Origin of the sequence: Curtobacterium sp. 458, assembly GCF_030406605.1 — a bacterium.
Lineage (GTDB): Bacteria > Actinomycetota > Actinomycetes > Actinomycetales > Microbacteriaceae > Curtobacterium.
Genome location: NZ_CP129104.1, coordinates 1,610,662 through 1,635,690 on the forward strand (window position 1 = coordinate 1,610,662; position 25,029 = coordinate 1,635,690).

Consider the following 25,029-nt stretch of genomic DNA (forward strand, 5'->3'; position numbering starts at 1 on the left):
TGGCCAAACCCACCCGCGTGCAGTAGACCGCACCACCCACCCACCACACCAGACCCCGGGAGACGACCCCCGCCTCCCGGCCGGTCCGGTGTGCCCACCGACCCGACCATCCCCAGCGGCAGGACGCAGCAGCGTCCTGCCGCTCCGTACGAGGAGACCTCCATGGCCAAGAAGGCCCCCGTCAGCGCTTCGACGTCCGAGCAGCGTCGAGAGGACGCGACCACCTGGTCGCCGCTCGCGCGCTACGCGTCCGAGTTCTTCGGCACCTTCCTGCTCGTGCTCGGTGGCGTCGGCACCGCGCTCTTCGCCGCCGACGTCCCGAGCGCCACCGACAACCAGCAGGGCGTCGGCTACCTCGGTGTCGCCCTCGCGTTCGGGCTCACGCTCGTCGCGGGCATCTCCGCCGTCGGGCACATCTCCGGCGGCCACTTCAACCCGGCCGTCACGCTCGGCCTCCTCGCCGCCGGTCGGACCGATGCCCGGCACGTGGCCGGGTACATCGTGTCGCAGGTCGTCGGCGGCCTCGTCGCGACGAGCATCCTCGCGGCGGTGCTGAGCGGCAAGCCCGGTGCGTTCGCAGCGGCACGGGAGGGCGGCTTCGCCTCGAACGGCTACGGCGACGGGAGCCCGAGCGGCTTCGGCCTCGGCTCGGTGTTCCTCACGGAGGCGATCCTGACGGGTGTGTTCATCGCCGTCATCCTCTCGATCACCGCGAAGAAGGAGTACCAGGCCGTCGCGCCCCTCGGTATCGGCCTCACGCTGACCCTCATCCACCTCGTGAGCATCCCGGTGAGCAACACCTCGGTGAACCCGGCCCGCTCGATCGCCGCGGCCGTCTACGGCGGAGCGACGTCGCTCGCGCAGCTCTGGGTCTTCATCGTCGCGCCGATCGTGGGCGGTGTGGTCGCCGGACTCATCGTCCGGGTGGCCGGTCGGAAGCGGCTGACGAGCTGACCGGACGCCCGTGCGCGGGGCGAGTCGCCGCGGCGTCCCATGCACGGACAGCCGCACGGACAGCCGCACGGACAGCCGCACGCTGTGCGGTCCCTCACGACCCGTTCACCTGCCGTCCCCCGAGCGGGGGTGAGCACAGCGCGAGACTTCCCACATGAAGTTCTCCGGCAGGACCAAGGGTCGGCGTCGCGCAGCAGCGTTCGTCGCCGCGGCAGGCATCTTCGCCGCCGCCGTCGCGGGCATCGCGACCTCCACCGCCTCAGCCGCCGACGCCAGCACGGCGCAGCGCGGGGCCACCATCACCTCGACCGGGCTGCGTCCCGGGCAGGTGAAGCACGTCTGGTTGATCATCCTCGAGAACAAGTCGTACGACGCGACGTTCACCGGGCTCAACCAGAACAGCTACCTCTGGAAGACGTTGCCGGCGCAGGGGGTGCTGCTGAAGAACTCCTACGGCACCGGGCACTACAGCATGGACAACTACATCTCCATGGTGTCCGGGCAGGCCCCGCAGGCCGACACCCAGTCCGACTGCAACGTGGTGAACACCCGCTTCGGGTCCGACCACAGCGTCATCCGCTCCGGCTCGGACAAGGGCCAGGTGCGGTCGCTGGCGAACGCTGCGCAGCCGAGCGGTGCGAACGCGCCCGACGGCTCGAACGGCTGCACCTACCCGCACTCCACGCCGACCCTCTTCAACCAGCTCGACGCCGCCCACAAGACGTGGAAGGGCTACGCGCAGGACCTCGGGAACCAGCCCGGTCGGGAGGACGGTGTCTGCGGTGCACCCGGGACCGCCGAGAACAACCCCGAGAACAACCCGACCTACCTCACCCCGACGTCCGACCACCCGGCACCGGCCGGCGTGACGAGCTTCACCGGGGCGCAGGCGAACGACCAGTACGTCGCCAAGCACTTCCCGTTCCCGTGGTTCGAGGGACTGACCGGCGCGGCCGGGGCCAAGGGTCGTGCGGCGACCTCGTTGACGAAGCCCGCCCAGGGCGGCACCGACTGCGACTCGGCGCACATCGCGAACCTCGACTCGTCCTCGAGCGGGCTCTTCCGCGACCTGCAGCACGAGAAGACCACCCCGGCGTTCAGCTGGATCACGCCGAACAACTGCAGTGACGCGCACGACGCGGTCTGCAAGGGCAACAACCTGTCCGGGTCGTTCACGAGCAGCGGGCAGCCGGTCTACCAGTCGGGCACGCCCGCGCCGGAGTCGACCACGCCGAAGAACCACACCGGCGGCCTGTACGCCTCGGACCTCTTCCTCAAGTACTACGTCCCGATGATCGAGCGTTCGGCCGCGTTCAAGGACGGCGGCCTCATCGACATCACGTTCGACGAGGCGAACCCGCCGTTCACCTACACCGGCAACAGCTTCAACAACGCGGACCACTACGGACCGACGCTGTCCGACAAGCCGAACGCCTCCTCGGGCATCGCGGCCGACCGTGCCGGCGAGAACCTGTACGGCAAGAACGTCGCCTTCGAGCCCACCGGCCCGAACTCGACGCTCGGCAAGGACGCGAAGGGCAACCAGCTCTACCCGGGCCCCGGCGACAACGCCTTCATCGACCGTCCGCCGGTGTGCACGCAGACCTCCCCGACGCTCGTGCCCGCGAACTGCGTGCCCGGCATCGTCCGGGGCGGCTCGGGCAACACCCCAGGAGCCCGCACCGACGCCGTCGCCGCGAACACCGCGTCGAGCTACGTCTCCGACCAGTCGATCGTCGCGACCGACACCGGCCGCGGCGTGGTCGACACGACCGACACGACCGGTCCCGGCGGCACCAGCCCGATCCCCGCGGACACCTTCGTCGGAGCGGTCAGCGACACCGGTCCGCAGTTCCCGACGACCTCCTCGGGTTCGGTCGTCAACGGTTCGTTCCAGCTCCTCGACGCCTCGGGCAACCCCGTCACGCCGACCGGGGCAGTCACGAGCCTCACGCTCAGCGCCGAGGGAGCGCCCGGGTTCCTCAGCACCGGGCAGACCGCGGACCCGCTGTACGACGCCACCGACGCGACCCCCGGCGGCGGCGACACCGGCAGCGTGCTCATCAGCCCGCTCATCAAGCCCGGCACCGTGTCCACGACGTACTACAACCACTACAGCTGGCTGCGGACGATGGAGGACGTGTTCGGGGTGAGCCGAGGGGACGACCACCAGCGGCTGCCCGGCGGCACCGTGTCCGGCGGCGTCGACGGTCGCGGTCACCTCGGGTACGCGGGCCAGGCCGGCCTCGAGCCCTACGGACCGGACGTGTTCAACAACGCGAGGCACCGGTGACCCGGTCTCGCTCCGCGGTCCTTGCAGTTGCGGCGGCGGGGGCAGCGGTCCTCGCGGGTGCACTCGTCGGTTGCTCGTCGTCCCCCCACGCGCAGCCGAAGGCCGAGGACACCTACGGCGGCATGCCGTCGTACCTCGCGGGGATCTCGTCGACCACCGACGAGGTGCTCGACGGCACCGAGGCTCGGCCGGCCCTGACCTCCGAGGGTGACGCGGTCCGCGTGCACCTGCACGGCGGCGCGACGGTGCTCGCCACCGTCACCGGTCCGGTCGTCCCCGGTGAGGGGCTGCCGTACCAGGGCGAGACGACGACGTGCACGTGGACGGTGTCGTTGCGGGACGCCTCCGGCAGCGTGCCGGTCTCCCTGACCGACCTGACCACGACGGACCAGCTCGGGAACGCCTACCGGCTGTCCCCGGTCCCGGGGAAGGGCACACCGCCGAGCGTGCTCCGTCCTGGGCAGCGCACGACGTTCGAGGTCCGCACCGTCATGAAGGTCGGCGAGGGTGTGCTCCGCTGGGCTCCCGGCGGCGGGAAGACCCTCGCCGAGTGGGACTTCGAGGTCGAGAACGACTGAGTGGCAGGGTCGCTGACGCGACCGACGACCGGACGGGAGGCACGGGGCGGGTCCGCCACGTGCCTCCCGTCCGTCGTCCGGTCACCGTTCGGAGACGGCGGCGATCGCTTCGGTGATGGTCGCTCCGGGATGCTCCTTGCGCCACTTCCTGACCTCGCGGTGGTCGGGTGCGGCGCCCTGGGCGACGCGCGTCGTGCCGATCACGCTCGGCATGGACGCCGCGTACGTGATCGTGGCGAGCGCGCCGACGCAGGCGAACGGCAAGCCCAGCGCGATCCAGGCCGCGGCAGTGGCGACGACCCCGCCGAAGATCGCGAGAGCCGATGTCCGGGTCGCGGCACCCGTCATCGCCGCCCTCGCGAGCGCCGGAGTCGCAGCGCGGTGCCCGTGTAGATCGCGGCCGACCCCAACGCGATCGCTGCTCCCGCGGTGGCGAGCCTCGGCCGAGCGGCCGGCGGAGGCGTCAGGAGGAGCGACGCCAGGACGACCAGCCCGACGCTGATGGACATCGCGACGGCGACGCTGGTGAAGAACCGGCGGGCGCAGCAACTGGTGGGATCAGGCGGCGGCGAGCTCCCGTGTCAACGCCGCCACGAAGTCGTCGATGTCCTGCTCCGAGGTGTCGAACGAGCACATCCACCGCACCTCGTTCCGGCTGGCGTCCCAGTCGTAGAACCGGAAGTGCTCGCGGAGCCGATCGGCCACCCCTGCTGGCAGGGTCGCGAACACCCCGTTCGCCTGGGTGTCCTGGCTGAACCCGACGCCCTGGATGCTGCCGTCGGCGATGCCCGACTCGAGGGCGCCGCGGAGCCGGGCGGCCATGGCGTTGGCGTGCCGGGCCGATCGGAGGTAGAGGTCGTCGGTGAGCAGGGCGATGAGCTGCGCCGACACGAACCGCATCTTCGACGAGAGCTGCATGTTGAGCTTCCGGAGGTAGTGCAGCCCCTCCGACGCCGACGGGTTGAGCACGACGACGGCCTCGCCGTACAGCAGGCCGTTCTTCGTCCCGCCGAAGCTCAGGACGTCGACCCCGGCGTCGGTGGTGAAGGCGCGGAGCGGGAGGCCGAGGGTCGCGGCGGCGTTCGAGATCCGGGCGCCGTCCATGTGCAGCTTCATGCCGAGGCCGTGCACGTGGTCGGCGATCGCGCGGACCTCGTTCACCGTGTACGCGGTGCCGAGCTCGGTCGTCTGCGTGATCGACACGACGAGCGGCTGCGCGCGGTGCTCGTCCCCCCAGCCCCAGGCCTGCTGGTCGATGAGCTCCGGTGTGAGCTTGCCGTCGGGGGCGTCGACCGTGAGGAGCTTGATGCCGCCGACCCGCTCGGGTGCGCCGGCCTCGTCGGTGTGGATGTGCGCGGTCGAGGTGCACACGACGGCGCCCCACCGGGGGAGCATCGACTGCAGGCCGACGACGTTCGCGCCGGTGCCGTTGAACACCGGGAACGCCTGCGCCTGGTCGCCGAAGTGCTCGGTGAAGACCTCCTGCAGCCGTGCCGTGTAGACGTCCTCGCCGTACGCGATCTGGTGGCCCTGGTTCGCGGCGGCGATGGCGTCGAGGACCTCCGGGTGGATGCCGGCGTAGTTGTCGGAGGCGAAGCCGCGGAGGTCGAGGTCGTGGAGTCGGAGGGTCACGCGTCGATCCTAGGTTCGGTGGCGGAGGGCTCGGGCGCCAGGGGGATCCGGATGCCGTTCACCGCGGCCGGCTCGGCGTCCCAGAGTCGGACGACCTCGTCCCCGAGGCGTGCCTCCAGCCCGTCGAGCGCCTTCACGACGAAGACGGCCGCGGCGGCGGTGGCCGGGGCGTGCTTCCGGAAGCCCTGGGCGACGGCCCGGGTCCAGGCGTCCGCCGCCGCCTTGGCAGCGGCGTAGTTCGCACCTCCGGCGGTGGGGGACTCGACACTCGTCGACGACACGGTGGCGAGGCGCCCGGCGGGCGAGGCCACGAGGTCGTCGTACAGGGCGCGGGTCGTGTTCCGGAGCGTGCGGAAGCGCCGGTCGAAGAAGTCCCAGTCCTCGTCGGACTGGCCGGCGAGCCCGCCGCCGCCCCGCCAACCGCCGACGAGGTGCACGAGGCCGTCCACGTGCGTTCCTTCGGACCGGAGGCGCGACACGAGTCCGTGGACCGCGTCGCGGTCCGCCAGGTCGCACCGCTGGGTCGTGACCTGCGGGACGGACGCGCGCAGTGCCTCCAGGCCGTCCTCCCGGGCGCCGACGGCGATGACCGCCGCGCCGGCGGCGACCAGTGCTCGCGACACGGCAGCGCCGCTGGTGCTGGTCGCTCCCGCGACCAGCACCGTGCGGCCGACGAGCGGGCCGCCGCTCACGCGGCGGCAGCCGGGGCGTCGTCCGTCGTCCCGGTGATGCCCGCGGTGGACTGGATGACGGTCGCCATCTTCTTGTTGAGCGCCTCGTAGAACATCGAGAGGGGGAACTCGTCGTCGAGCACGGCGTCCGTGTAGCCCCTCGGCGGCCCGGCGAGCGTCTCCTGCGGCAGCCCCTTCGCCCAGGCCGAGGCCGGGTGCGGGGTGAGGGTCTGCGTGAGCATCTCGTAGGCGGCGAGCCAGTGCGCCGACTTCGGGCGGTCGATCGAGCGCCAGTAGAGCTCGTTGATCTGGTCGCTCAGGGAGATCACCACATCCGGGACGGCGTCCCAGTCGATCGTGAGCTGGGTGTCGGTCCAGTGCAGGACCCCGTGCTGGTGCAGCCACGCGAAGAGGAGCTGTCCGCCGAGCCCGTCGTAGTTGCGGACGCGGCTGCCGGTGATGGCGAAGCGGAAGACCCGGTCGAAGAGCACCGCGTACTGCACGAGCTTCGCGTGGTCACGGATCGAACGCTGGGCGTCCGAGAGCTCGGCGTCCGGCACCTCCGACAGCGAGCGCTGCAGCGAAACCGACTCGCGGAACGCCGTGAGGTCGCAGCGCAGCTCCTCGAGCGAGTAGAGGAAGAACGGCATCCGCTGCTTGATCATGAACGGGTCGAACGGCAGGTCGCCGCGCATGTGCGAGCGGTCGTGGATGATGTCCCACATCACGAACACCCGCTCGGTGAGCTCCTGGTCGTCGAGCATCGCCGCGGCGTCCGTGGGCAGGTCGAGCTTCGTGATCTCGGCGGCGGCGCGGACGACCCGGCGGTAGCGGGCGGCCTCGCGGTCCTGGAAGATCGCGCCCCAGGTGAACGCCGGGACCTCGCGCATCGAGACGGTTTCGGGGAAGAGCACGGCGGAGTTCGTGTCGTACCCGGGCGTGAAGTCGACGAAGCGCAGGGCGACGAAGAGCTTGTTGCCGTAGTCGCCGGCCTCGAGCTCGGCGATGAAGTCCGGCCAGATGACCTCGACGAGCAGGGCCTCGACGAAGCGCGAGGCGCTCCCGTTCTGCGTGTACATGGGGAACACGACGAGGTGCCCGAGGCCGTCGACCCGGTGCTGCTGCGGCTGGAAGGCGTTCAGCGAGTCGAGGAAGTCCGGGACGCCGAAGCCCCGGTCCTGCCACGCTGCGAAGTCCCGCGCGAGCAGGTCGAGGTACTCGGCGTCGTGCGGGAAGGCGGGGGCGAGCTCGGCGATGGCGGGGACGACCACGGCCAGCAGCTCGGACGCGGCGGCGTGGTCGGCGGGGTCCGGGACGGAGCCGTCCGCTGCCTGCAGGCCCTGGAGCGTGACGACGGCGTCCTTGAGTCGGAGCCAGGCCGGGTGCGTGGCGACCTCGCGGACCGGCTGGTCCGCAGCGGTCGGGCGGTCCTCGCGGAGCGGGCGGTCCTCGACGACCTCGGGCTCTCCGACGATGGCGTCCTGGGTGAACCTCTGGACGAACTGCGACATCTCGAACCTCCCGTCGTTGGGCCGGCGTACATGGCCGGACCGCCTCGAACGGCGGTCCTGACGGAATCCTAATGAGGAGTCCGAGCGGCATTCTTGCCACTTTCCGGCGCTTTCCTGCGCGCCCGGGGGACCCACGCTCGGAACCGAGCGCGCGACGCTCGACATCGTGCGCGGAGAGGTCCTGACCCCCGTCCGGGACGGTCATCCTGCGGGATGATCCGGCTGGCCGACCGGTCTCGCTACGGTGACCTCGACCGCGTGCCGCTCGGGGCGTGCGCTCGCAGACAGGGGTACCCCGACGTGGACCGTCACCACCGCCAGCTCCGCCCTCGCCGCCACCGCCGCGCGGGTCGCACGCACCTGACCGTGGCCGCCGCCCTCGTCGCGGCATCCGCCCTCGCCGGGAGCCTCGTCGCGCTGCCCGCCGTCGCCGCCCCGTCGGACGACCCGACGGCCGTCGCGGTCGGGGGCGCGTCGAGCGGCACATCCGCGACGGGCGGGGCGACGGACACCTCCGGCGGCTCCGGCACCACGATCTCGACCGGTGCGGCGCCCGTCGCGTCCGGGCCCGGCTGGACCGTGACCCCGACCGACGGTGGGTACACGGTCACCCTGACGCTCGACGAGCCGCTGCCCGTCCGCGCCGCGGCCCCGACGCTCGTGGTCGACGGCACCGACATCGGCGTCGCGACGACGAGCCTCGACCAGCGCACCCTCACGGTCACCACGACGGACCCGTCGGTGGCGGACGCGACGAGCGTCGTGCTCGGGTCGACCGGCGGCGTGCAGCGGCCGAGCGGCTCGACCCCGCAGGTGCAGACGAAGCCACAGGCCGTCCCGCGGGAGACCCCGGCGCCGCTCGACGCCGACCCGGCCGCAGCGGGGCCGTACTCCGTCGTCCGTGCCGACTACGACCTCGGTGACCAGGCGGAGACGATCCGCGGGTTCGCCGGGCGCAAGGGCGAGATGCGAGCGGCGGTCTGGCTGCCGACGAACGCCCCGGGCAAGCGTCCGGTCGCGGTGTTCCTGCACGGCCGTCACGAGGTGTGCTCGGGCGGGACCCCGTCGAAGGCCGGCTGGCCGTGCGGCAAGGGGCAGACGGTGATCCCGAGCTACCTCGGCTACACCGCGGCGGCGCAGGCCCTCGCGAGCAACGGTGTCGTCGTCGTGTCGATCTCCGCGAACGCGATCAACGCCCTCGACGGCACCTACGCGGAGGACGGGGGCGCCGAGGCCCGCGGGCAGCTCGTCCTCGACCACCTCGCGCTCCTGCAGCGCGCGGATGCCGGTCAGGAGCCGAAGCTGTCGTCGAAGCTCGTCGGGAAGCTCGACCTCCGGCACGTCGGACTCATGGGGCACTCCCGCGGCGGCGACGGCGTCGTCCTTGCGGCACTGCTCAACAGCCAGCGGAAGCAGCCGTTCGGCATCCTGTCGGTGCTGCCGCTCGCTCCGACGGACTTCGGTCGGACCACCCTGCCGGACGTCGACACCGCCGTCGTGCTGCCGTACTGCGACGGTGACGTGTCCGACCTTCAGGGGCAGCACTTCTTCGACGATTCGCGGACGGCGTACGGCGACGACGTCCTCCGCTCCTCGGTGCTCGTGATGGGCGCGAACCACAACTTCTTCAACAGTGTGTGGACCCCGGCCACCTACCCGAAGGAGTCCTCGGACGACTGGTGGGACGACTCCGATCCGGTGTGCGGTGCGAAGGCCAAGGGCACGACCCGGCTGTCGTCGTCCGCGCAGTACGCCGTCGGCACGAGCCTCGTCAGCGGCTTCTTCCGCCTGACGCTCGGTGGCGAGCAGCAGTTCCTGCCGTACTTCGACGGCAGCGGACGGGTCCCGGCCGCGCTCGGGAAGGCGGACCTCCGCGTGACGGCGTCCCTGCCCGGGAGCACCCGCCGCGACCTCGCGCTCTTCACCGCGCCGGACCCCGCCGTCACGACGAACGGAGCGCTCCGGGCCGCCACGTGCGCGAGCTCGGACGGGATCGCCGTCACGGCCGCGCTGCCGACCTGCGTCACCGGGGAGACCACCGCGCCCGACTACGTGCCGGCGTGGCTCGCACCGTCCGTCCCGGCGACACCCGCCCTCCACGTCACCCCGACCGGCAGCGCGACCGGCGGGGAGGTCCGGGTCGCCGTCAGCCCGTCCTCGGCTGACCTGTCGTCGTTCTCGGCGCTCTCGCTGCGCCTCACGCCCGACGACCGTGCGACGTCGGCCGCCGACGTGAGCGTCCGCCTGACCGACGCCGCCGGTGCGACGGCGAGCGTGCGGCTGTCGGACGTCAGCCGCGCGGGTGCACTCCTGCCGGGTTCCCGGGACGCTGTGCGCAAGACGCTCCTGCAGGAGGCCCGCGTGCCGCTCGCCTCGTTCACCGGCGTGGACCTCTCGAGTGTCCGGCAGGTCGCGGTCGTCGTGCCGAAGGGGAAGAGCGGCCTGCTGCTCAGCGACCTCTCCGCGGTGCCCGCGTCGTCGCTCGGGACCCCGAAGGTGGTCGACCGCCCCAGCGTCCGCGTCGTCGACCGGTTCGTCGACGAGGGCAACGCCACGGGCACGACCGGGGTGGCGATCGTGCTCTCGCGTCCGGCGGAGCAGACCGCGACCGTGGCGTTCGACCTCGACGCGTACGACGGGGCCGTCCGGTCGACCGTGCAGTCCGTCGTCTTCCAGCCGGGCGAGACCTGTCACTCGGTCGCGGTCAGGAAAGTGGGGAACCGTCGCGCGTCGGAGTCCCCGACCACGGCCTACCCCCTCTCAGTCAGCCTGACGCAAGGCGGCGCGGTGCTCGGCGACGGGACCGGCACCCTGACGCTCCGCGAGGACGACGGCGTCACGGTCGACGGTCGGACCCGGGCGTCGGCGCCTCCCGTCGGCAAGGCAGGTGAGGCCTGCGCCGAGGCGCAGGCTGCCAGGGGCACCGTCACCGCGAACCCGACCCAGCCGAAGCGCGGCAAGGGCGTCGCCCTCACGACCACCGGCTTCCGCGCCGGCGAGTCCGTGACGATGCGGATCGACGGTGGCGCGCCCCAGCGGGTGACCGCGAACGCGGCGGGCACCGCGACGCTCAAGATCGGGGTGACCCGGACCGTCGGGAAGCACACCGTCTCCGCCCAGGGGTACGGCTCGGGTCGTACGGTCTCCGGGACCTTCACGGTCCGTCGCTGACGGGTCCGCCCCTGCGGCGGCGTGCGACGAGACGGACGGGAGGCACGGGTCGGGTCCGACCCGTGCCTCCAGACCGTTGGTCGGCCGCCTGCTCGGCGCGACGGTGCGTCGGTCAGCCGGCCAGCGCCGTCGCGATCCGCGCGTCGCGCACCTCCGGTGCGTCCGCGAGCGTCGTCTTGACGAGCTCCGACCACTGGTCGACCAGGACCTCCGTCGCGTCCGCCTCGACACCGGCGAGGACGGCGTCGACCACCTCGCGGGGCGTGGCCTTCGGTCCCTCGTACCAGCGGGCGATGTCCGTGTCCGCCGCGCCGAGGTGCACACCGGTGACGAGCGTGCCCTGCTCTGCCAGCTCGAGCCGCGCGCTGTTCGTCAGCGCCCACTCCGCGGCCTTCGCCGCGTGGTAGGCGCCGGCGCCACGGATGCTGAACCAGCTCAGGGCGGACAGGACGTTCACGACCGCGCCGCCGCCGTTCCGGCCGAGGACGGGGGCGAACGCGCGGAGCATCGACGCGGTGCCCCAGAAGTGCGTGTCCATCTCGCGGTGTGCCAGCTCGAGGTCGCCCGTGACGAGATCGGCCCCGGTCGAGATGCCGGCGTTGTTGACGAGCAGGGTGACGTCCTGCGCGCGCTCGGCTGCCGCCGCGACCCGTTCCGGGTCGGTGATGTCGAGCGCGAGCGGCACGACGCCCTCGAGGTCGATGGTCTCCGGCCGCCGGGCGGTCGCGTAGACGGTCGCGCCGCGTTCGACGAGCTGGCGAGCGAACTCGCGTCCGAGACCTCGGTTCGCTCCCGTGACGAGGGCGACGGCTCCGGTGATCTGCATGGTGGTGGTCCTTCCGTGTGGGTTGTACGGTGACCGTAGGACCTGACATCAGTGTCAGGTGCAAGCAGGGCGACGGAGGGCAGTGCGGGATGCGGATCGGCGAGCTCGCGGAGGCGACCGGTGCGAGCGTCCGGTCGCTGCGGTACTACGAGCAGCAGGGCCTGCTGCGGTCGGAGCGGACCGGCGGCGGGCAGCGGGACTACGCGGATGATGCCGTCGAGTACGTGCGGCTCATCCGGTGCTGCCTGCGCGCCGGGCTCCCGACGAAGGTGATCGCGGAGATCATGCCGTGCATGCACAGCGGCACGACGACCGGCTCGCAGCGGGCGTTGCTGCAGGGGGAGCGGGCGAAGCTGGCGGCGCAGATCGCGGAGCTGACCGAGCTGCGGGAGCGGCTCGACTGGTTCATCGACGCGGCTGAGGGGCGGGCGGAGTCGGTCGACGTGCGGACCGCCGCAGCCTGACGTGGGTGCGGTCAGCTGCGCCGACCCCGGGCGTACGCGCTGCCGTCGCACGTGTGCACAGCATCGTCGTCGACGAGCAACCGCAGCGAGTACTCGGCGCAGTCGACGAACGTCCCGATGCTGATCCACCACGAGGACCGGCGCAGCTGCCCCTTGGAGGGCCCGTCCGAACCGATGCCCGCACGGTGTGCGACCCACTGCAGGTCGCGGGCCTCGGTGTCGAGGTACCGCATCACCGCCTCGTTGTCCCGGTGCTGGCCGTCGTAGCTCTTCGCGATCGTCCGCCGGACGATCCGGAGCGCGAGCGGGAGGCGCTTCCCGGGCTTGGCACTGAGGCCTCCGGCCTGGTAGAGGAAGCGCTGGACACCGTGCCGTCGCATCGCGGGGACGAGGCGCTGGACGAAGTCGGTGTTGACCATCCGGGTCTCCTGCGTCTGCCGGTCCCCGAGCATCGAGACCACCGCGTCGACACCGTCGAGCAGTGCGTCGAGGTCGAGCGGGTCGGTGACGGATCCCTGCACGACGTCGAGGGCGTCATGGGTGACCGCGAGCTTGGAGGGGGTGCGGGCGACGGCCCGGACGGAGTGCCCCGCTGCGAGGGCGAGGCGGACGAAGTGCTGGCCGGTCTGGCCGGTGGCGCCGAACACGAGGATCTGCATGATGCCAATCTAGGCACTGACTAGTAAGTAGTCAATGCCTAGTTCGGGACTAGGATGAGGGCGTGACCGGCCGGCCCTTCCACCACGGCAACCTGCGAGCGGTGCTGCTCGACGAGGCCGTCGCCGTGCTCCGCGAGTCGGGCGTCGACGGGCTGTCCCTGCGTGACCTCGCCCGACGGGCCGGCGTGAGTCACGGCGCACCCCGGAGCCACTTCGTCGACCGCCAGGCCCTGCTCGACGCGCTCGCCGCCAGCGGCTTCGAACGCTTGACCGCTGCCGTCCGCCGGGCGCTCGGCGGTTCCGGAGCCGACCTCGCAGCGCGGTTCCGGGCGGTCGCGCACGCCTACGTGGACTTCGCGATCGACGACGCCGCGCTCATGGAGCTGATGTTCCAGGCCAAGGCCGGCGGCGGCGTCGGACCGGCGGGGGAGTCCGCAGCGACCCTGTTCACGGTGCTCGACGGCGCCATGGGACCCCGGCCGGACGACGCTGTCGACGAGGCCTCGCGGACCGCGTTCAAGATGCTCTTCGCCGCCACCATGCAGGGCATCGCCGCGCTCGTCGCATCACGCCGGATCGCGCGTGCGGACGCCGACGGCCTGATCGACGCGGCGACCGAGATGATGCTCGCGTCGGACCTCCGCACCCGAGCGGTCTCCGCGGGCTGAACGTGCACCAGCTCCGTGCGGTCTGCTTCGACCTCGACGACACGCTGTTCGACCACCGAGGAGCGGCCCGCACGGGCGTCCGACGGTTCCTCGGCGACCTCGGTGTCGACGTCGACGAGGCGGTCCTCGCGGAGTGGTTCCGAGCTGAGGACGAGCAGTACGAACGGTGGCGGACGGGCGAGATCGACTTCGCGGAGCAGCGGCGGGAACGGCTCCGCATCGTCCTCCCGCCCCTCGGCGTCGCGCTGCCGGCGGACGAGGCGGGGCTCGACGCGCTCTTCGACGACTACCTCGCGGCCTACCGGGACGCCTGGTGTGTCTTCCCGGACGTCGCGCCGCTGCTCCGGTCCCTCCGGGAGCGCGGGTACCGGATCGGCCTCCTCACGAACGGCTCCGAGGCGCAGCAGCTCGACAAGCTCGCCCCGATCGGCCTCGACGCTGCGTTCGACGCCGTGTGCATCTCGGAGCAGATCGGCGTGCAGAAGCCCGACCCACGCGCGTTCACGCTCCTCGCCGCGCGGCTCGGGGTCGATCCGGCGGCATGCCTCTTCGTGGGCGACGACCCCGAGCGGGACGTCGCCGGCGCACGCCGTGCCGGCATGCGCGCGGTCCTGGTCGACCGAGCCGACCCCGCAGCCGCGGACCTGGCGACGGTGGTCGGGACGACGCTCAGGGTGGACTGAGCCGCGGGCCGCGTCAGGCCGACGAGCCGCGGTTCAGACGATCAGCGGCCTTGCCGAGCAGCCAGTTCACGGCCCAGCCGAGCACGCCGATCACCGGCACGAACAGGATGACGACCGTCCAGAGCCACTTGACGACGTCACTCCGCCGGCGGTCGCGCCACACCTGCACGAGCGCGATCGCGTCGAGCGCGAGCAGCGCCAGCAGCACGAGCACGTGAGCACCGGTCATGCCTGAGAACACGAGGTCCTCCCCCTTCCCGCACCGGTGGCCCGGTGCGTCCGATCGACCCTACGGATCGGCTCGCGCGATGTCGTCATCCGCTGGGGGGACCGGACGGGAGGCGCGGGGCGGGCCCGCACCGTGCCTCCCGTCCGGTGCGACCCGGCCGTGCGCCGGGGGCGAACCGCCTCACCCGAGCAGGTGAGCGATGCGCGCGGCGCGTGCCGCGTTGTCCTGCGCCTCCGGCACCTCGCCTCGGCTGACGTACCAGAGCGCCGATTCGACGAGCCGCGCGACCGACCAGGCGTGGACGCGATCCGGGGCGAGGCCCGTCCGGTCCGCGACGAGCGCCGTCCGGTCGACGACGGCGGCCACCGGATCGGGCAGTGCGAACGGGTCGTCGACCTGCATGAGCAGCGGGCAGAGGTCGTAGGCGGGGTCGCCCGTCATCGGCTTCGGGTCGATCACGAGCCACGGCTCACGCTCCGCGGCGAGGACGTTGCCCGGGTTGTGGTCGCCGTGCACGACGACCTCGCGCGTGGCGGTCCGGGGGAGTTCTCGGAGCAGCGCCACGCCCTGCCGGACCACCCCCGGGTCGAGCGGCGGCGCGAGGGTCTGCATCCGGTGTTCCGCGAGGTCCGCCCACTCGTCGCAGACGTCCACGAGCCGTTCGAACGGGGAGGACTCGGGGACACCGGCGGCCCAGAGCCGGGCGACGGCGTCCGCCCCGATCGTCAGCCGTTCCGTCGGGCCGAGGTCCTCCCGGTCGACGAGTCGTGTGCCCGGCGCGCAGCGCTCGAGGAGCAGCACGAACGGGTCCTCCGGGTCGGACGCGAGCAGGCGGACCGCGCCGCGGCCGTCCCACCAGGCGAGCGCGGCGGCCTCGTCGCGGGCCTCACGGTGCGGGAACGACAGCTTGAGCACAGCGGGGAGGCCGTCGGCGGTCGTCACCGTCCGGACGTGCGAGACACTGCCGCCCGTGATCTCCGGACCGAGCCGGAGGTCCCACCGCGCGACGGCGGCGGCGAGCCGGTCCGGCACCGTCCGGCGCCAGTCGTCCTCCGTCGGCCACATGAAGGGGTCAGCCGGCCACCGGTGTGAGCCGCACCGGCACGGCCTTCGACACCGGGGTGTTGCTGCCCCTCGCGGCGCTGTCGAGCGGCACGAGGACGTTCGCCTCGGGGAAGTACGCGGCCGCGCAGCCCTTCGCGCTCGGGTAGGCGACGATGCGCTGGTCGCGGAGCACCCGCTCGACGTCGTCGTGCCAGACCGTGGTGACGTCGACGTGCTGCCCGTCCTCGAGTCCGAGCTCGGCGAGGTCCTCCGGGTTCACGAAGACGACGTGCCGCCCCTTCTTGATGCCGCGGTACCGGTCGTTGAGGCTGTAGATGGTGGTGTTGTACTGGTCGTGGCTGCGCAGGGTCTGCAGCAGCAGGGTGCCCTCGGGGCGCTCGACGTGTTCGAGCTCGTTGACGGTGAGCATCGCCTTGCCGGACTTCGTGGCGAAGGTCCGCGAATCGCGCGGGCCGTTCGGCAGCACGAAGCCCTCCTTGCTGCCGGCTCGGCGGGAGTAGTCGTCGAAGCCCGGCACGACGTGGCTGATGTGGTCACGGACGACGCCGTAGTCGTCGCGCATCGCCTCCCACGCGATCGGCACCCGGTCGCCGAGGACGGCGCGGGCGAGCTCGCAGACGATCGCGACCTCGGACCGGAGGCCCGGTGCGACCGGCGGCACCTGGCCGTGGCTGCCGTGCACGGAGCAGACGGTGTCCTCGACCGAGACGAACTGCGGTCCCGAGGCCTGGACGTCGACCTCGGTGCGGCCCATCGTCGGCAGGATGAGGGCCTCCTTCCCGACGACGGCGTGCGAGCGGTTCAGCTTCGTGGACACCTGGACGGTCATCTCGGTACCGCGGAACGCCGCTTCGGCGAGCTGGGAGTCGGAGATCGCGCCGACGAGGTTGCCGCCCATCCCCATCCAGAACCGCACGTCGCCGCGCTGCATCGCCTGGATGCCCTTGAGCGCGTCGACGCCGTGCTCACGTGGCGGGTCGAAGTGGAACTCCTCCGCCAGGGCGTCGAGGAAGGTGTCGGGCATCTGCTCCCAGATCCCCATCGTGCGGTCGCCCTGCACGTTGCTGTGCCCGCGGATCGGGGAGGCGCCGGCGCCGGGCTTGCCGATGTTCCCGCGGAGCAGCAGGAGGTTGATGATCTCCTTGATCGTGTCGACGGCCTTGGTGTGCTGGGTGATGCCCATCGCCCACGTGATGATCGTCCGTTCCGAGCGCAGGTAGCGGTCGGCGAGCTCGTCGATCTCGGTGAGGGACAGTCCCGTGGCGCGGACGACCTCGTCGTCGTCGACCTGCAGGATGTGCTGCACGAAGGCGTCGTAGCCGCTCGTGTGCTCGTCGATGAACGCCCGGTCCACCACGGTGCCCGGGGCCGCCTGCTCGGCGAGGACGACCCGCTTCGCGACCGCCTGCAGCAGCGCCATGTCGCCGCCGAGCCGGATCTGCAGGAACTGGTCGGCGATCTGGGTGCCGTGGCCGACGACCCCGCGGACGCGCTGCGGGTTCTTGTAGCGGCGGAGGCCGGCCTCGGGGAGTGGGTTCACGGCGACGATCTCCGCGCCGTTCTGCTTGGCGTCCTCGAGCGCGGTGAGCATGCGGGGGTGGTTCGTGCCGGGGTTCTGCCCCATCACGATGATGAGCTCGGTCTGCTCGAAGTCGTCGTAGGCGATGGTCGACTTGCCGATGCCGACGACTTCGGCCATCGCGAGGCTCGTCGACTCGTGGCACATGTTCGAGCAGTCCGGCAGGTTGTTCGTCCCGAAGGCCCGGACGAAGAGCTGGTAGACGAACGCCGCTTCGTTCGAGGTGCGTCCGGACGTGTAGAACGACGCCTGGTCCGGGCTGTCGAGGCCGTTGAGGTGCTCTGCGATGAGCTCGTACGCGCGCTCCCAGCTGACGGGCTCGTAGTGGTCCTTCCCCGCGGGCTTCCACACCGGCTCGGTCAGGCGACCCTGCATACCGAGCCAGTACTCGGTCTTGCCGGCGAGGTCGTCGACGGAGTGCTCCGCCCAGAAGGTCCGCGGCACGGTGACCGGGGTGGCCTCCCACACCACGGCCTTGCCGCCGTTCTCGCAGAACTCCGCGGTCTTGCGCTTGTCCGGGTCGGGCCAGGCGCAGCTCATGCAGTCGTACCCGCCCTTCTGGTTCAGGGCGAGCATGAGCTTGGCGGTCCGCGCGGCACCGAGCTGTTCGAGCGCGGGCCCCATCGAGTGCAGGACGCCGGGGACCCCGGCGGCCCAGTCCTTCGGCTCACCGACCTCGAGGCCGGCGTCCGTCACGTCGTCGGTCGGGGGCTGCTTCGTCATCGGGCGTTCACGGTCTCTCGGTCGCTGCTGCTGTCGGTGGTGGTGTCGGGTTCGACGATGCGCTCGGGTCGGCTGTAGACGACCATGCTCTGGCCGCGGAGGAACCCGACGATCGTGATGCCGACCTCGTTCGCGAGGTCGACGGCGAGCGACGACGGTGCGGACACCGCGGCGAGCACCGGGATCCCGGCCATCGAGGCCTTCTGTGTCAACTCGAAGCTCGCGCGGCCGCTCACCATGAGCACGGTGCCGGTGAGGGGCAGACGCCCGTCCTTCACCGCCCAGCCGATGACCTTGTCGACGGCGTTGTGCCGGCCCACGTCCTCGCGGAGGACGAGCATCCGCCCGGTGCGTCCGTCGAAGAGCGCTGCGGCGTGCAGGCCGCCCGTCTTCTCGAACACGGCCTGCTGGTCGCGGAGCAGGTCGGGGAACGTCGCGAGGAGCGCCGGGTCGAGGACGAGGTCGTCGTGCAGGACGGCGTGCTGCGAGGTCGTCCGGACGGCGTCGATGCTCGCCTTGCCGCAGAGCCCGCACGAGCTCGTCGTGTAGAAGGCACGCTCCAGGCTCGGATCCGGCGCGGGGACACCGGGCGCGAGGGTGACGTCGAGCACGTTGTACGTGTTGAGCCCCTCCTCGGTCGCTCCCGCGCAGTACCGGGCAGCGAGGAAGTCGTCACCGCGTGCGATGACCCCCTCGGACACGAGGAAGCCCGCGGCGAGGTCGACGTCGTTCCCCGGAGTCCGCATCGTGATAGCGAGGGACGAGCCGCCGACCCGGATCTCGAGCGGCTCCTCGACGGCGAGCAGGTCCTCCCGGACCGACCGCGAGGTGCCGACCGTGATGCGGGTGACCCGCTTCCGTGCGGTGATCCGGTTCATGGCTCGGGTCTACCACCCGCACCCGTCGCCCACCAGTGCGGTGCGGGTCACGTCCACGGCAGACGGAGTGCCGGCACGACGGCACCGGCCCGCACGCCGCCCGCCTCGACGACCGCCAGCCCGTCCGCGTCCGCCAGCCCGCGGAGCATCGCCGGCGACTGGTGGGTGGTCGGCACCGCGCCGTCCGGGGTCGACCGGTACGCGAGGACGAGCGCACCCGGGCGTTCGTTCGGTACGTCGGCGGCGATCGGCACCCGGTCCGGCTCGTCGAGGGCACGTCCGGTCATCCCGGCCACGAGCGGACCGCCGAGCAGCACCGCGCCGACCATCGCCGCCATCGGGTTGCCCGGCAGGCAGAGGTACAGCGTCCGGCCGCGTCGGGCGAGCATCGTCGGCCGTCCTGGTCGCACGTCGACGCGGTCGACGACGAGTTCCGCGCCGATCCGTCCCAGCGCGCCGCGGACGTGGTCGGTCGACGACCCGGCCGTCCCGCCCGTCGTCACGACCAACCGCTCGATGGCGTCACCGAGCACCCGTTCGGTCGCCGCGGGGTCGTCGGACACCCGCTCGGCGGTGCCCGTCGACGCACCGAACCCCTGCAGGACGGCGGGGAGCGTCATGGTGAACACGTCCCGGACCCGACCGGGTTCCGGGACACCCCGCCCGACGATCTCGTCCCCGAGCACGGCGACGCGGACGGTCGGCGCGGGGACGACGTCGAGGTCGTCGACGCCCGAAGCGGCGGCGAGGGCGATCCGGGGCGGTGTGAGCACGGTCCCTGCGGCGAAGAGCAGCTCCCCGACGGAGATCTCCTCGCCCGCGGGCCGGACGTGTCGACGGATCCCGATGGTGTGCCGCACGAGCCGTCCGTCGACGACGTCGGCGTCCTCCGAGCGCACGACCGACGTCGTCCCGGGCGGGATCGGCGCCCCGGTCGTGATCGGCCGCGCCCGACCCGCGTCGAGCCGCTCGGTCGACGGAGCCGCCCCGGCGACGATCGCGGCGCCGAGCGACCACGGGCCCTCGCCCGCCACCGCCCAGCCGTCCATCGCGGCGCCGTCGTGGCCGGGGACGGCGCCGGGGGCGGTCAGGTCCGACGCGAGCACCCGCCCGAGACCGTCCGCGAGCTCCACCCGGACACCGGGCTCGCACAGTGCAGCCCCGGCCGCGTGCGCCGCTGCCCGGGCGTCGGCCCACTGCGCCGGGCCGCCCGTCACGCTCCGTCCTGCTCGGCGCGCGCCGCGGCGAGGCGGGTCGCGGTGGCGACGGCGTCGGACAGGTCCTCGGTGCTGCCGCCGCGGAGCCCGGCCGCGTACCCGACGAGGAACGTGGTCAGCGGCGCGGCCGGCCGTGCCACCCCGTGCGCGGCGTCGCGGGCGAGGTCGAGCACGACACCGATGTCGATGGCGGAGTCTGCGGGCAGACCGAGCGCCTCGGCGAGCTCGGCCCTCCACCCTGCGAGGACGTCGTCTGTGGTCATGTCGCCAGTCAAGCAGTGCCGGGGACACCGGGCCTCGCGACGGGCTCAGGTGAGCCGTTCGGCGTCGTCCGGGGTGTCGACGTCCGCGCAGAGTGCGGAGGGCACCGGCACCTCCACGAGCGTGAGCGGAGCGGTCAGCCGACGGAGCGACGCACCGACGACCTCGTCGAGGCTGTCGACCGCAGTCCGGAGGGCCGTCGACCGGTACAACGCCAGGAGCGGCTGGCGGCGTCCGTCGTCGTCGACCGCGACCCACCCGTCCCGATCTGCATCGTCGTCTGCGGGATCGACGGCTCGGAGCAGGAGCGTCACGGCCTCCACCGGCCGGACCAGGTCGCAGGCCAGCACCAGCGTGAGCGGGGCGCTCGCCGGAACCGCGCCGAAGCCCGCTGCGAGCCCGCTCACCGGACCGCCGAACGGCGGGTCCTCACGGACGAGCACGATCCCGGTCGGCGTTCGGGCGTCCTCCCTCGACCCCACCAGGACCGTCCGCCGGGCGCCGGCGGCGGCGTGCACCGCGCGGTCGAGGAGGGTGTCACCGGGCGCGCCGAGCGCGGTCTTGTCGATGCCCCCGAGACGCGCGGCGCGTCCGCCTGCGAGCAGGACGGCGTCGAACGACGGGAGGGCGGACACGTCCGCACGCTACCGGCCTGGAGGCACGGCTCGACTCCGCCACGCACCGCTCGACCGCACGCGGGCCGTGTCGCGGCACGTGGCCGGTCCGCGCTCAGTGGCAGCGTTCCAGGGTGAAGGACGGCTCGGCGTCGAACCCACCGCGGACGGTTCCGGACGGGCCGCTCGACGTGGACGTCGACCCCCAGTGCCGCACGGTCGTGCACCCGAGCGCGTCGGTCGCCTGCACGACGGGGTCGCTGCTCGTGGCCGAGGACGCGACGACGAGGAGCCGGTCGGTCCCGGTCGCGACGAGTCGCTCGATCTGGGCCGCGGTGAACACCGGCACGTGCCCGGAGAACCCGCCGTCGGTGAGGACCTCGCGCCCGGTGTCGCCGATGACGTCCGCGGAGATGCGCCACGAGTCCGTGAGGAACAGCGGCCGTCCGTCCTGCCCGCCACCGTCCTGCTCGGCCGTGCGGACGAGGGAGGCCTCGCTCGCCGACAACGACGGGTGACCACCCCAGACGTCCGGCACCGAGACGTGGAACGCCGAGTGCAGCACGACGCTCCGGTCCGCCCCGGCCATCCCCTGTCGGGCGAGAGCGAACGCCCGCTCCGGAGTGCGACCACCGAAGGCGTACGCCCCGGTGCCGGTGCCGACCGAGGCATCGCCGCCGCTGCCGTCCCGAGCCGCGTCGAGGGCCTGCAGCGAGAAACAGGCCGGCCCGGCGACGACCGCGGCGACGAGCAGAGCCGTCGTCGCCCGTCGCCCGCGCGTGCCGGTCCGCACGGAGACACCGCCCCAGTGCACGAGCAGCGCGATGAGCGCGGCGATCGTCAGCCCCACCGCCACCGCGCCGAGCACCACCGGTTCGGCGGACGACCGCGCGAGCCACGTCCACCAGGCGCCCTGCACCACGAGGAGCCCGACCGGGACGGCGCGGAGCCGTCGGTCCGCAGCGTCGACCAGGGACGCCGCGCCCCACCAGCCGACCGCAGCGAGCACGGCGAGCTGGACGCCGATGCCGGCGACGTAGGCGGTGTGCGGGAGTCGCATGACGGACAGCACCACGACCGCCGTGATCAGCCACACGCAGACCGTGACGAGCGCTGCGAAGGCGGGACGTGCCTCCCGGCCGGTGCGACGGGGCCACCACCGGACAGCACCGATCCCGATGCCGGCGACCGCGGCCGGCCACGACCAGCCCACCTGCGAGGCGTACCGCGGCGAGAAGAGCTGCAGCAGGGTCGTCCCGGTGCGGTGCGGCACCCCGCCGAGGCCGTGGAAGCCGTGGGCCAGGTGCGCACCCGCGCGGGCGAACGCACCGCCGAGCGCGTTGACGGCGCCGGGCCACGCGCCGGGCAGGAACCGGTCGACGCCGTTGTACCCGAACACCATCGCGAACACGCTGTCGTCCGTCGAGCCGTCGACGTAGGGGTGGTCCGCCGTCGGCAGCAGCTCGACCACCACCGACCACGCGAGGCTCGCGACGAGCGTCGACGCGACGAGCACCGTGACGTGCCCGAGCGTGCGACGCCACCGCGCCCCCGGGGCCGACAGCGCCACCACCGTCCCGACCACGAGCGCGGGGACGACCAGCCACGCCTGGAGCATCTTCGCCTGGAAACCCACCCCGACGAAGAGCCCCGCGAGCACGAGCGGCCACCAGCGCCCGGTCAGGGCGGCACGCTGCCACCAGACGAGCGCGACGGCGAGGGCCATCGTGAGGAGCCCGTCCTCCATCGGGTGGCCGAACATCGACACGAAGATCGGGGTGGCCGCCGCGAGGGCCGCCGCGACGAGTCCGACCCGGGCGCCGGTCCAGCGCAGCCCCACGACCGACACCGCCACGGTCGTGACAGCGCCCTCGACCACCTGCGGCAGCGCGAGCGCGGCGGTGGACATGCCGAACACGTGCACGCTGATCGCCTGGGGGACCGCGAAGCCCGCGAGCTTGTCGAGCGTGACGGTCGCGCCGGGATCGAACGAACCGCTGAGGAACGCGGGCAGGGACTCGGACATCGAGCGGGCCGCGGCGGCGTAGAAGTCCGAGTCGCCGCCCCGTGCGAGGTTCCAGCTCGTCAGGACGGCGCCGAGCACGACGACGAGGGTGAGGACGGCGAGCTGGCGCCGCGGCTGGTGCAGCCAGCGGGCGGGACGCGCACCGGTGCGGTCGGGCATGGTCATGACGGCAATGTGGTGCCCGCGTCGATGAGGGAGCCGGAGATCCGTCCGGGTCCGGCAGCGGGTTCGTTCAGGCGGTGTCCGCTCTCAGGAACCGTCGCGGAGGTCGGCGAGCGTTCCGGCGGCCAAGGCGATGAGGTCGAAGGTCACCGTGCAGCCGTCCCCGAGCGGGGCCTGCGCGAGGAAGCCGACCGAGAACGGCTGCGCGCCGGGGTCGAGGCGGAAGGTCCGGACGAAGTCCCACGTCACGCCGTCGTCGGACGCGTGGAACGCGAACACGGGACCCACGCGGGCGATCCGTAGGGAAACGCTCGGACCGGAGAGCAGCCGGCCGTTCCCGTCGTCCGAGAAGCCGTCCGTCACGACGCTGACCACCATGTCCTCACCCTGCGGGGAGTGCTCGTCGCAGAGCTTCGCCCAGTGGTCCCGATCCGACCACAGCGCGAGTGCTCCGGCGTCGAAGGTGGTCCGTTCACCGTGCACGGTCACGCGGGCGGAGAAGACGAAGTCGCCGTCCGGTGCGGGGAAGGCGAGGGCGGTGGCGCCGTGTTGCTGCGGCCCGCCGGCAGCGTCGTTCGTCCAGTCCACCCCTGCGGCCGACACGAGGGTCAGTGAACCGGTGTCGGAGTCGAGGTGAGCGGTGCCGTCGAGACCGGTCCAGTGGAGGGGCGGAAGGCCGGGGACACGGGTGGTCACGACCGCACGGTACCGGTTGGATGGGGTGGTGTCCGTGCTCATCGTCACCGCCCACCCCGATCCCGAGTCGCTGACCCGCGCGATCGCGCGGGCACTCGCTCGCGCGCTGGAGGGCGACGGAGCGGCGCCCGTCGCGGTGGCCGACCTCGACGCGGAGGCGTTCGATCCTCGCTTCACGCTCGCCGACCGACATGCGTACCGGACCGGGCACGACGCTCCGGCCGACGTCGCGGCCGAGCGAGCGCGGCTGGACCACGTCGACGACCTCGTCCTCGTGTTCCCCGTGTACTGGTGGTCGATGCCGGCGCTGCTGAAGGGGTGGGTCGACCGGGTCTTCGGCAACGGCTGGGCATTCCGCGTCGGACCGGACGGCAGGATCGTGCGGCTCCTCGGCGACCTCACCGTGCACTTCGTCCCGATCGCCGGCGACGACGCGGGACGGTACGGACGGCACGGCTACGACCAGGCCTTCACGGCGCAGGTCGAGCACGGCATCGTCGACTACTGCGGCGCTCGCAGGGGCGCGACCGCCTGGCTGCACGAGTCGGAGACGGAGGATCCGGATGCCCGCTCGGCGACCGTCCGCGCCGTCGTCGAGGCCGTCCGCGACGCGGTGGTGCAGGCGCACCGGTAGCGTGTCGGCATGCCCCGCTTCACACCGCCGCCGGCCGACGCCGTCCGCGGACGACTCCTGGACGCGGCCCGCGACGAGTTCGCATCGCAGGGGGTGACCGGGGCGAAGGTCGAGCGGATCGCCGCCGCTGCCGACAGCAACAAGGCCCAGCTGTTCCACTACTTCGGCGGCAAGGACGGCTTGTACGAGGCGCTCCTCGAGCAGACCGCGACCGAGCTCGCCGCCGAGGCCCCGCTCGACGTCGACGACCTGGCCGAGTACGCCGGTCGTCTGCACGACGCCTACACCCGTCGGCCGTGGGTGCCGCGGCTCCTGACCTGGCACCGGCTCGAGGGCCGTCCGGTCGAGTCGCTCGAGGGCGCCCGGGCGGACGCCGTCGCCACGGTCGAGGCAGCACAGCGAGCTGGCGTGCTGCCCCGGACCTTCCGACCGGCCGTGCTGCTCGGGCTGGTCGAGCACCTGGCGGCGTTCTGGGCGGAGACCGCGCCGGAGGCCGAGGGTCCCGTCGCGGCAGTGTCCCCGCAGCGGCGGCGGCAGGCCGTCGTCGACGCGGTGGCGGCGTTGCTCGGACGGTCGGCGGATTCCCGGCCGCGTGGGAGTTCGCTGGGCGCATGAGCGAGTTCGTGAGGGACAACCCGGCCGCCGGACCCGAGGAGCCGGACGCGTACGGCATCGACCTCGTCGACGGCGACGAGCCGTCCGTCCGCCTGCTGGTGCGTGGCGAGCTGCCGGAGTCGGTCGAGCACGACGGCCGGACCTGGGTGGCCACCGACGAGACGCACGACCCTGGTGACGACGGCCCGCCGATCGCCGTGTTCCGGCCGCAGGACTGACC

General features: G+C 72.6%; 26 protein-coding genes. 10 read left to right on the top strand and 16 right to left on the bottom strand.

The annotated features are described in order from the left end of the window. Window positions 1–162: 162 nt before the first annotated feature. The 3 genes from aqpZ to QPJ90_RS08045 all read left to right on the top strand — a co-directional run bounded on the left by aqpZ (window position 163) and on the right by QPJ90_RS08045 (window position 3,825). Window positions 163–954 (top strand): aquaporin Z, encoded by a 792-nt coding sequence (aqpZ, locus tag QPJ90_RS08035; protein ID WP_290133899.1) that lies wholly within the window; start codon window positions 163–165, stop codon window positions 952–954. Window positions 955–1,108: 154 nt separating this feature from the next. Beyond that, window positions 1,109–3,247 carry a hypothetical protein gene (locus QPJ90_RS08040; protein WP_290133900.1) on the top strand — a complete coding sequence of 713 codons (2,139 nt, stop codon included), beginning with the start codon at window positions 1,109–1,111 and terminating at the stop codon, window positions 3,245–3,247. Next, complete coding sequence (locus tag QPJ90_RS08045) at window positions 3,244–3,825, top strand: hypothetical protein (RefSeq protein ID WP_290133901.1); 582 nt, start codon at window positions 3,244–3,246, stop codon at window positions 3,823–3,825. Before QPJ90_RS08040 ends, QPJ90_RS08045 begins: the two co-directional genes overlap by 4 nt. Window positions 3,826–3,906: 81 nt before the next feature. On the opposite strand, the gene QPJ90_RS08050 is transcribed toward QPJ90_RS08045, so the two are convergent. From QPJ90_RS08050 to QPJ90_RS08070, 5 genes are read right to left on the bottom strand one after another with little or no spacing between them, the layout of a single operon-like run. Beyond that, on the bottom strand, window positions 3,907–4,173 hold the full coding sequence (locus QPJ90_RS08050; RefSeq protein WP_290133902.1) for a hypothetical protein: 267 nt from the start codon (window positions 4,171–4,173) through the stop codon (window positions 3,907–3,909). Continuing rightward, a complete protein-coding gene (locus QPJ90_RS08055; protein WP_290133903.1) occupies window positions 4,170–4,334 on the bottom strand; it encodes a hypothetical protein in 165 nt (54 codons plus the stop codon). Before QPJ90_RS08055 ends, QPJ90_RS08050 begins: the two co-directional genes overlap by 4 nt. 49 nt (window positions 4,335–4,383) lie before the next feature. Further along, the gene (locus QPJ90_RS08060; RefSeq protein WP_290133904.1) at window positions 4,384–5,457 is read right to left on the bottom strand and encodes a low specificity L-threonine aldolase; all 1,074 of its coding nucleotides are present in this window, start codon (window positions 5,455–5,457) and stop codon (window positions 4,384–4,386) included. Further along, window positions 5,454–6,149 (bottom strand): SDR family NAD(P)-dependent oxidoreductase, encoded by a 696-nt coding sequence (locus QPJ90_RS08065; RefSeq protein ID WP_290133905.1) that lies wholly within the window; start codon window positions 6,147–6,149, stop codon window positions 5,454–5,456. Before QPJ90_RS08065 ends, QPJ90_RS08060 begins: the two co-directional genes overlap by 4 nt. Next, on the bottom strand, window positions 6,146–7,639 hold the full coding sequence (locus QPJ90_RS08070; protein WP_290133906.1) for a DUF6421 family protein: 1,494 nt from the start codon (window positions 7,637–7,639) through the stop codon (window positions 6,146–6,148). Before QPJ90_RS08070 ends, QPJ90_RS08065 begins: the two co-directional genes overlap by 4 nt. 366 nt (window positions 7,640–8,005) lie before the next feature. On the opposite strand from QPJ90_RS08070, the gene QPJ90_RS08075 reads away from it, so the two are divergent. After that, complete coding sequence (locus QPJ90_RS08075; RefSeq protein ID WP_290133907.1) at window positions 8,006–10,810, top strand: hypothetical protein; 2,805 nt, start codon at window positions 8,006–8,008, stop codon at window positions 10,808–10,810. A 112-nt stretch (window positions 10,811–10,922) separates the two neighbouring features. Here the strand turns inward: QPJ90_RS08075 and QPJ90_RS08080 are convergent, their stop codons facing one another. Further along, complete coding sequence (locus tag QPJ90_RS08080) at window positions 10,923–11,636, bottom strand: SDR family oxidoreductase (protein WP_290133908.1); 714 nt, start codon at window positions 11,634–11,636, stop codon at window positions 10,923–10,925. Between the two features lie 89 nt (window positions 11,637–11,725). Here QPJ90_RS08080 and QPJ90_RS08085 point away from each other — a divergent pair, with 89 nt between their 5' ends. After that, window positions 11,726–12,100: a MerR family transcriptional regulator gene (locus QPJ90_RS08085; protein WP_290133909.1), complete on the top strand. Its 375-nt coding sequence runs from the start codon at window positions 11,726–11,728 to the stop codon at window positions 12,098–12,100. An 11-nt stretch (window positions 12,101–12,111) separates the two neighbouring features. On the opposite strand, the gene QPJ90_RS08090 is transcribed toward QPJ90_RS08085, so the two are convergent. Beyond that, entirely contained in the window at window positions 12,112–12,759 is a 648-nt protein-coding gene (locus QPJ90_RS08090; protein ID WP_290133910.1) for an NAD(P)H-binding protein, read from the bottom strand. A gap of 62 nt (window positions 12,760–12,821) precedes the next feature. Between QPJ90_RS08090 and QPJ90_RS08095 the strand changes: the two genes are divergently transcribed. Further along, on the top strand, window positions 12,822–13,427 hold the full coding sequence (locus QPJ90_RS08095) for a TetR/AcrR family transcriptional regulator (protein ID WP_290133911.1): 606 nt from the start codon (window positions 12,822–12,824) through the stop codon (window positions 13,425–13,427). A gap of 2 nt (window positions 13,428–13,429) precedes the next feature. Then, complete coding sequence (locus tag QPJ90_RS08100; RefSeq protein ID WP_290133912.1) at window positions 13,430–14,110, top strand: HAD family hydrolase; 681 nt, start codon at window positions 13,430–13,432, stop codon at window positions 14,108–14,110. A 13-nt stretch (window positions 14,111–14,123) separates the two neighbouring features. Here the strand turns inward: QPJ90_RS08100 and QPJ90_RS08105 are convergent, their stop codons facing one another. From QPJ90_RS08105 to QPJ90_RS08145, 9 genes are all read right to left on the bottom strand, one after another. Beyond that, the gene (locus QPJ90_RS08105; protein ID WP_290133913.1) at window positions 14,124–14,339 is read right to left on the bottom strand and encodes a PLDc N-terminal domain-containing protein; all 216 of its coding nucleotides are present in this window, start codon (window positions 14,337–14,339) and stop codon (window positions 14,124–14,126) included. A 180-nt stretch (window positions 14,340–14,519) separates the two neighbouring features. Beyond that, the gene (locus QPJ90_RS08110; protein WP_290133914.1) at window positions 14,520–15,404 is read right to left on the bottom strand and encodes an aminoglycoside phosphotransferase family protein; all 885 of its coding nucleotides are present in this window, start codon (window positions 15,402–15,404) and stop codon (window positions 14,520–14,522) included. 7 nt (window positions 15,405–15,411) lie between these two features. Beyond that, window positions 15,412–17,706, bottom strand: coding sequence for an FdhF/YdeP family oxidoreductase (locus QPJ90_RS08115; RefSeq protein WP_290133915.1), 2,295 nt, complete (start codon window positions 17,704–17,706; stop codon window positions 15,412–15,414). Continuing rightward, window positions 17,703–18,584, bottom strand: a complete 882-nt coding sequence (gene fdhD, locus QPJ90_RS08120; RefSeq protein ID WP_290133916.1) for a formate dehydrogenase accessory sulfurtransferase FdhD — start codon at window positions 18,582–18,584, stop codon at window positions 17,703–17,705. Before fdhD ends, QPJ90_RS08115 begins: the two co-directional genes overlap by 4 nt. A gap of 47 nt (window positions 18,585–18,631) precedes the next feature. Next, the gene (locus tag QPJ90_RS08125; protein WP_290133917.1) at window positions 18,632–19,801 is read right to left on the bottom strand and encodes a molybdopterin molybdotransferase MoeA; all 1,170 of its coding nucleotides are present in this window, start codon (window positions 19,799–19,801) and stop codon (window positions 18,632–18,634) included. Beyond that, window positions 19,798–20,064 carry a DUF6457 domain-containing protein gene (locus tag QPJ90_RS08130; protein ID WP_290133918.1) on the bottom strand — a complete coding sequence of 89 codons (267 nt, stop codon included), beginning with the start codon at window positions 20,062–20,064 and terminating at the stop codon, window positions 19,798–19,800. The genes QPJ90_RS08125 and QPJ90_RS08130 overlap by 4 nt, the downstream gene beginning before the upstream one ends. Before the next feature lie 45 nt (window positions 20,065–20,109). After that, window positions 20,110–20,697: an NTP transferase domain-containing protein gene (locus tag QPJ90_RS08135; RefSeq protein ID WP_290133919.1), complete on the bottom strand. Its 588-nt coding sequence runs from the start codon at window positions 20,695–20,697 to the stop codon at window positions 20,110–20,112. A gap of 94 nt (window positions 20,698–20,791) precedes the next feature. Then, window positions 20,792–22,867 (bottom strand): glycosyltransferase family 39 protein, encoded by a 2,076-nt coding sequence (locus tag QPJ90_RS08140; protein WP_290133920.1) that lies wholly within the window; start codon window positions 22,865–22,867, stop codon window positions 20,792–20,794. A gap of 84 nt (window positions 22,868–22,951) precedes the next feature. Beyond that, window positions 22,952–23,560, bottom strand: a complete 609-nt coding sequence (locus tag QPJ90_RS08145) for a DUF1349 domain-containing protein (RefSeq protein ID WP_290133921.1) — start codon at window positions 23,558–23,560, stop codon at window positions 22,952–22,954. 28 nt (window positions 23,561–23,588) lie between these two features. Between QPJ90_RS08145 and QPJ90_RS08150 the strand changes: the two genes are divergently transcribed. From QPJ90_RS08150 to QPJ90_RS08160, 3 genes are read left to right on the top strand one after another with little or no spacing between them, the layout of a single operon-like run. Further along, complete coding sequence (locus tag QPJ90_RS08150; protein ID WP_290133922.1) at window positions 23,589–24,194, top strand: NAD(P)H-dependent oxidoreductase; 606 nt, start codon at window positions 23,589–23,591, stop codon at window positions 24,192–24,194. A gap of 9 nt (window positions 24,195–24,203) precedes the next feature. After that, the gene (locus tag QPJ90_RS08155; protein WP_290133923.1) at window positions 24,204–24,809 is read left to right on the top strand and encodes a TetR family transcriptional regulator; all 606 of its coding nucleotides are present in this window, start codon (window positions 24,204–24,206) and stop codon (window positions 24,807–24,809) included. Further along, the gene (locus QPJ90_RS08160; RefSeq protein WP_290133924.1) at window positions 24,806–25,027 is read left to right on the top strand and encodes a hypothetical protein; all 222 of its coding nucleotides are present in this window, start codon (window positions 24,806–24,808) and stop codon (window positions 25,025–25,027) included. Before QPJ90_RS08155 ends, QPJ90_RS08160 begins: the two co-directional genes overlap by 4 nt. The last annotated feature ends 2 nt before the right edge of the window (window positions 25,028–25,029 follow it).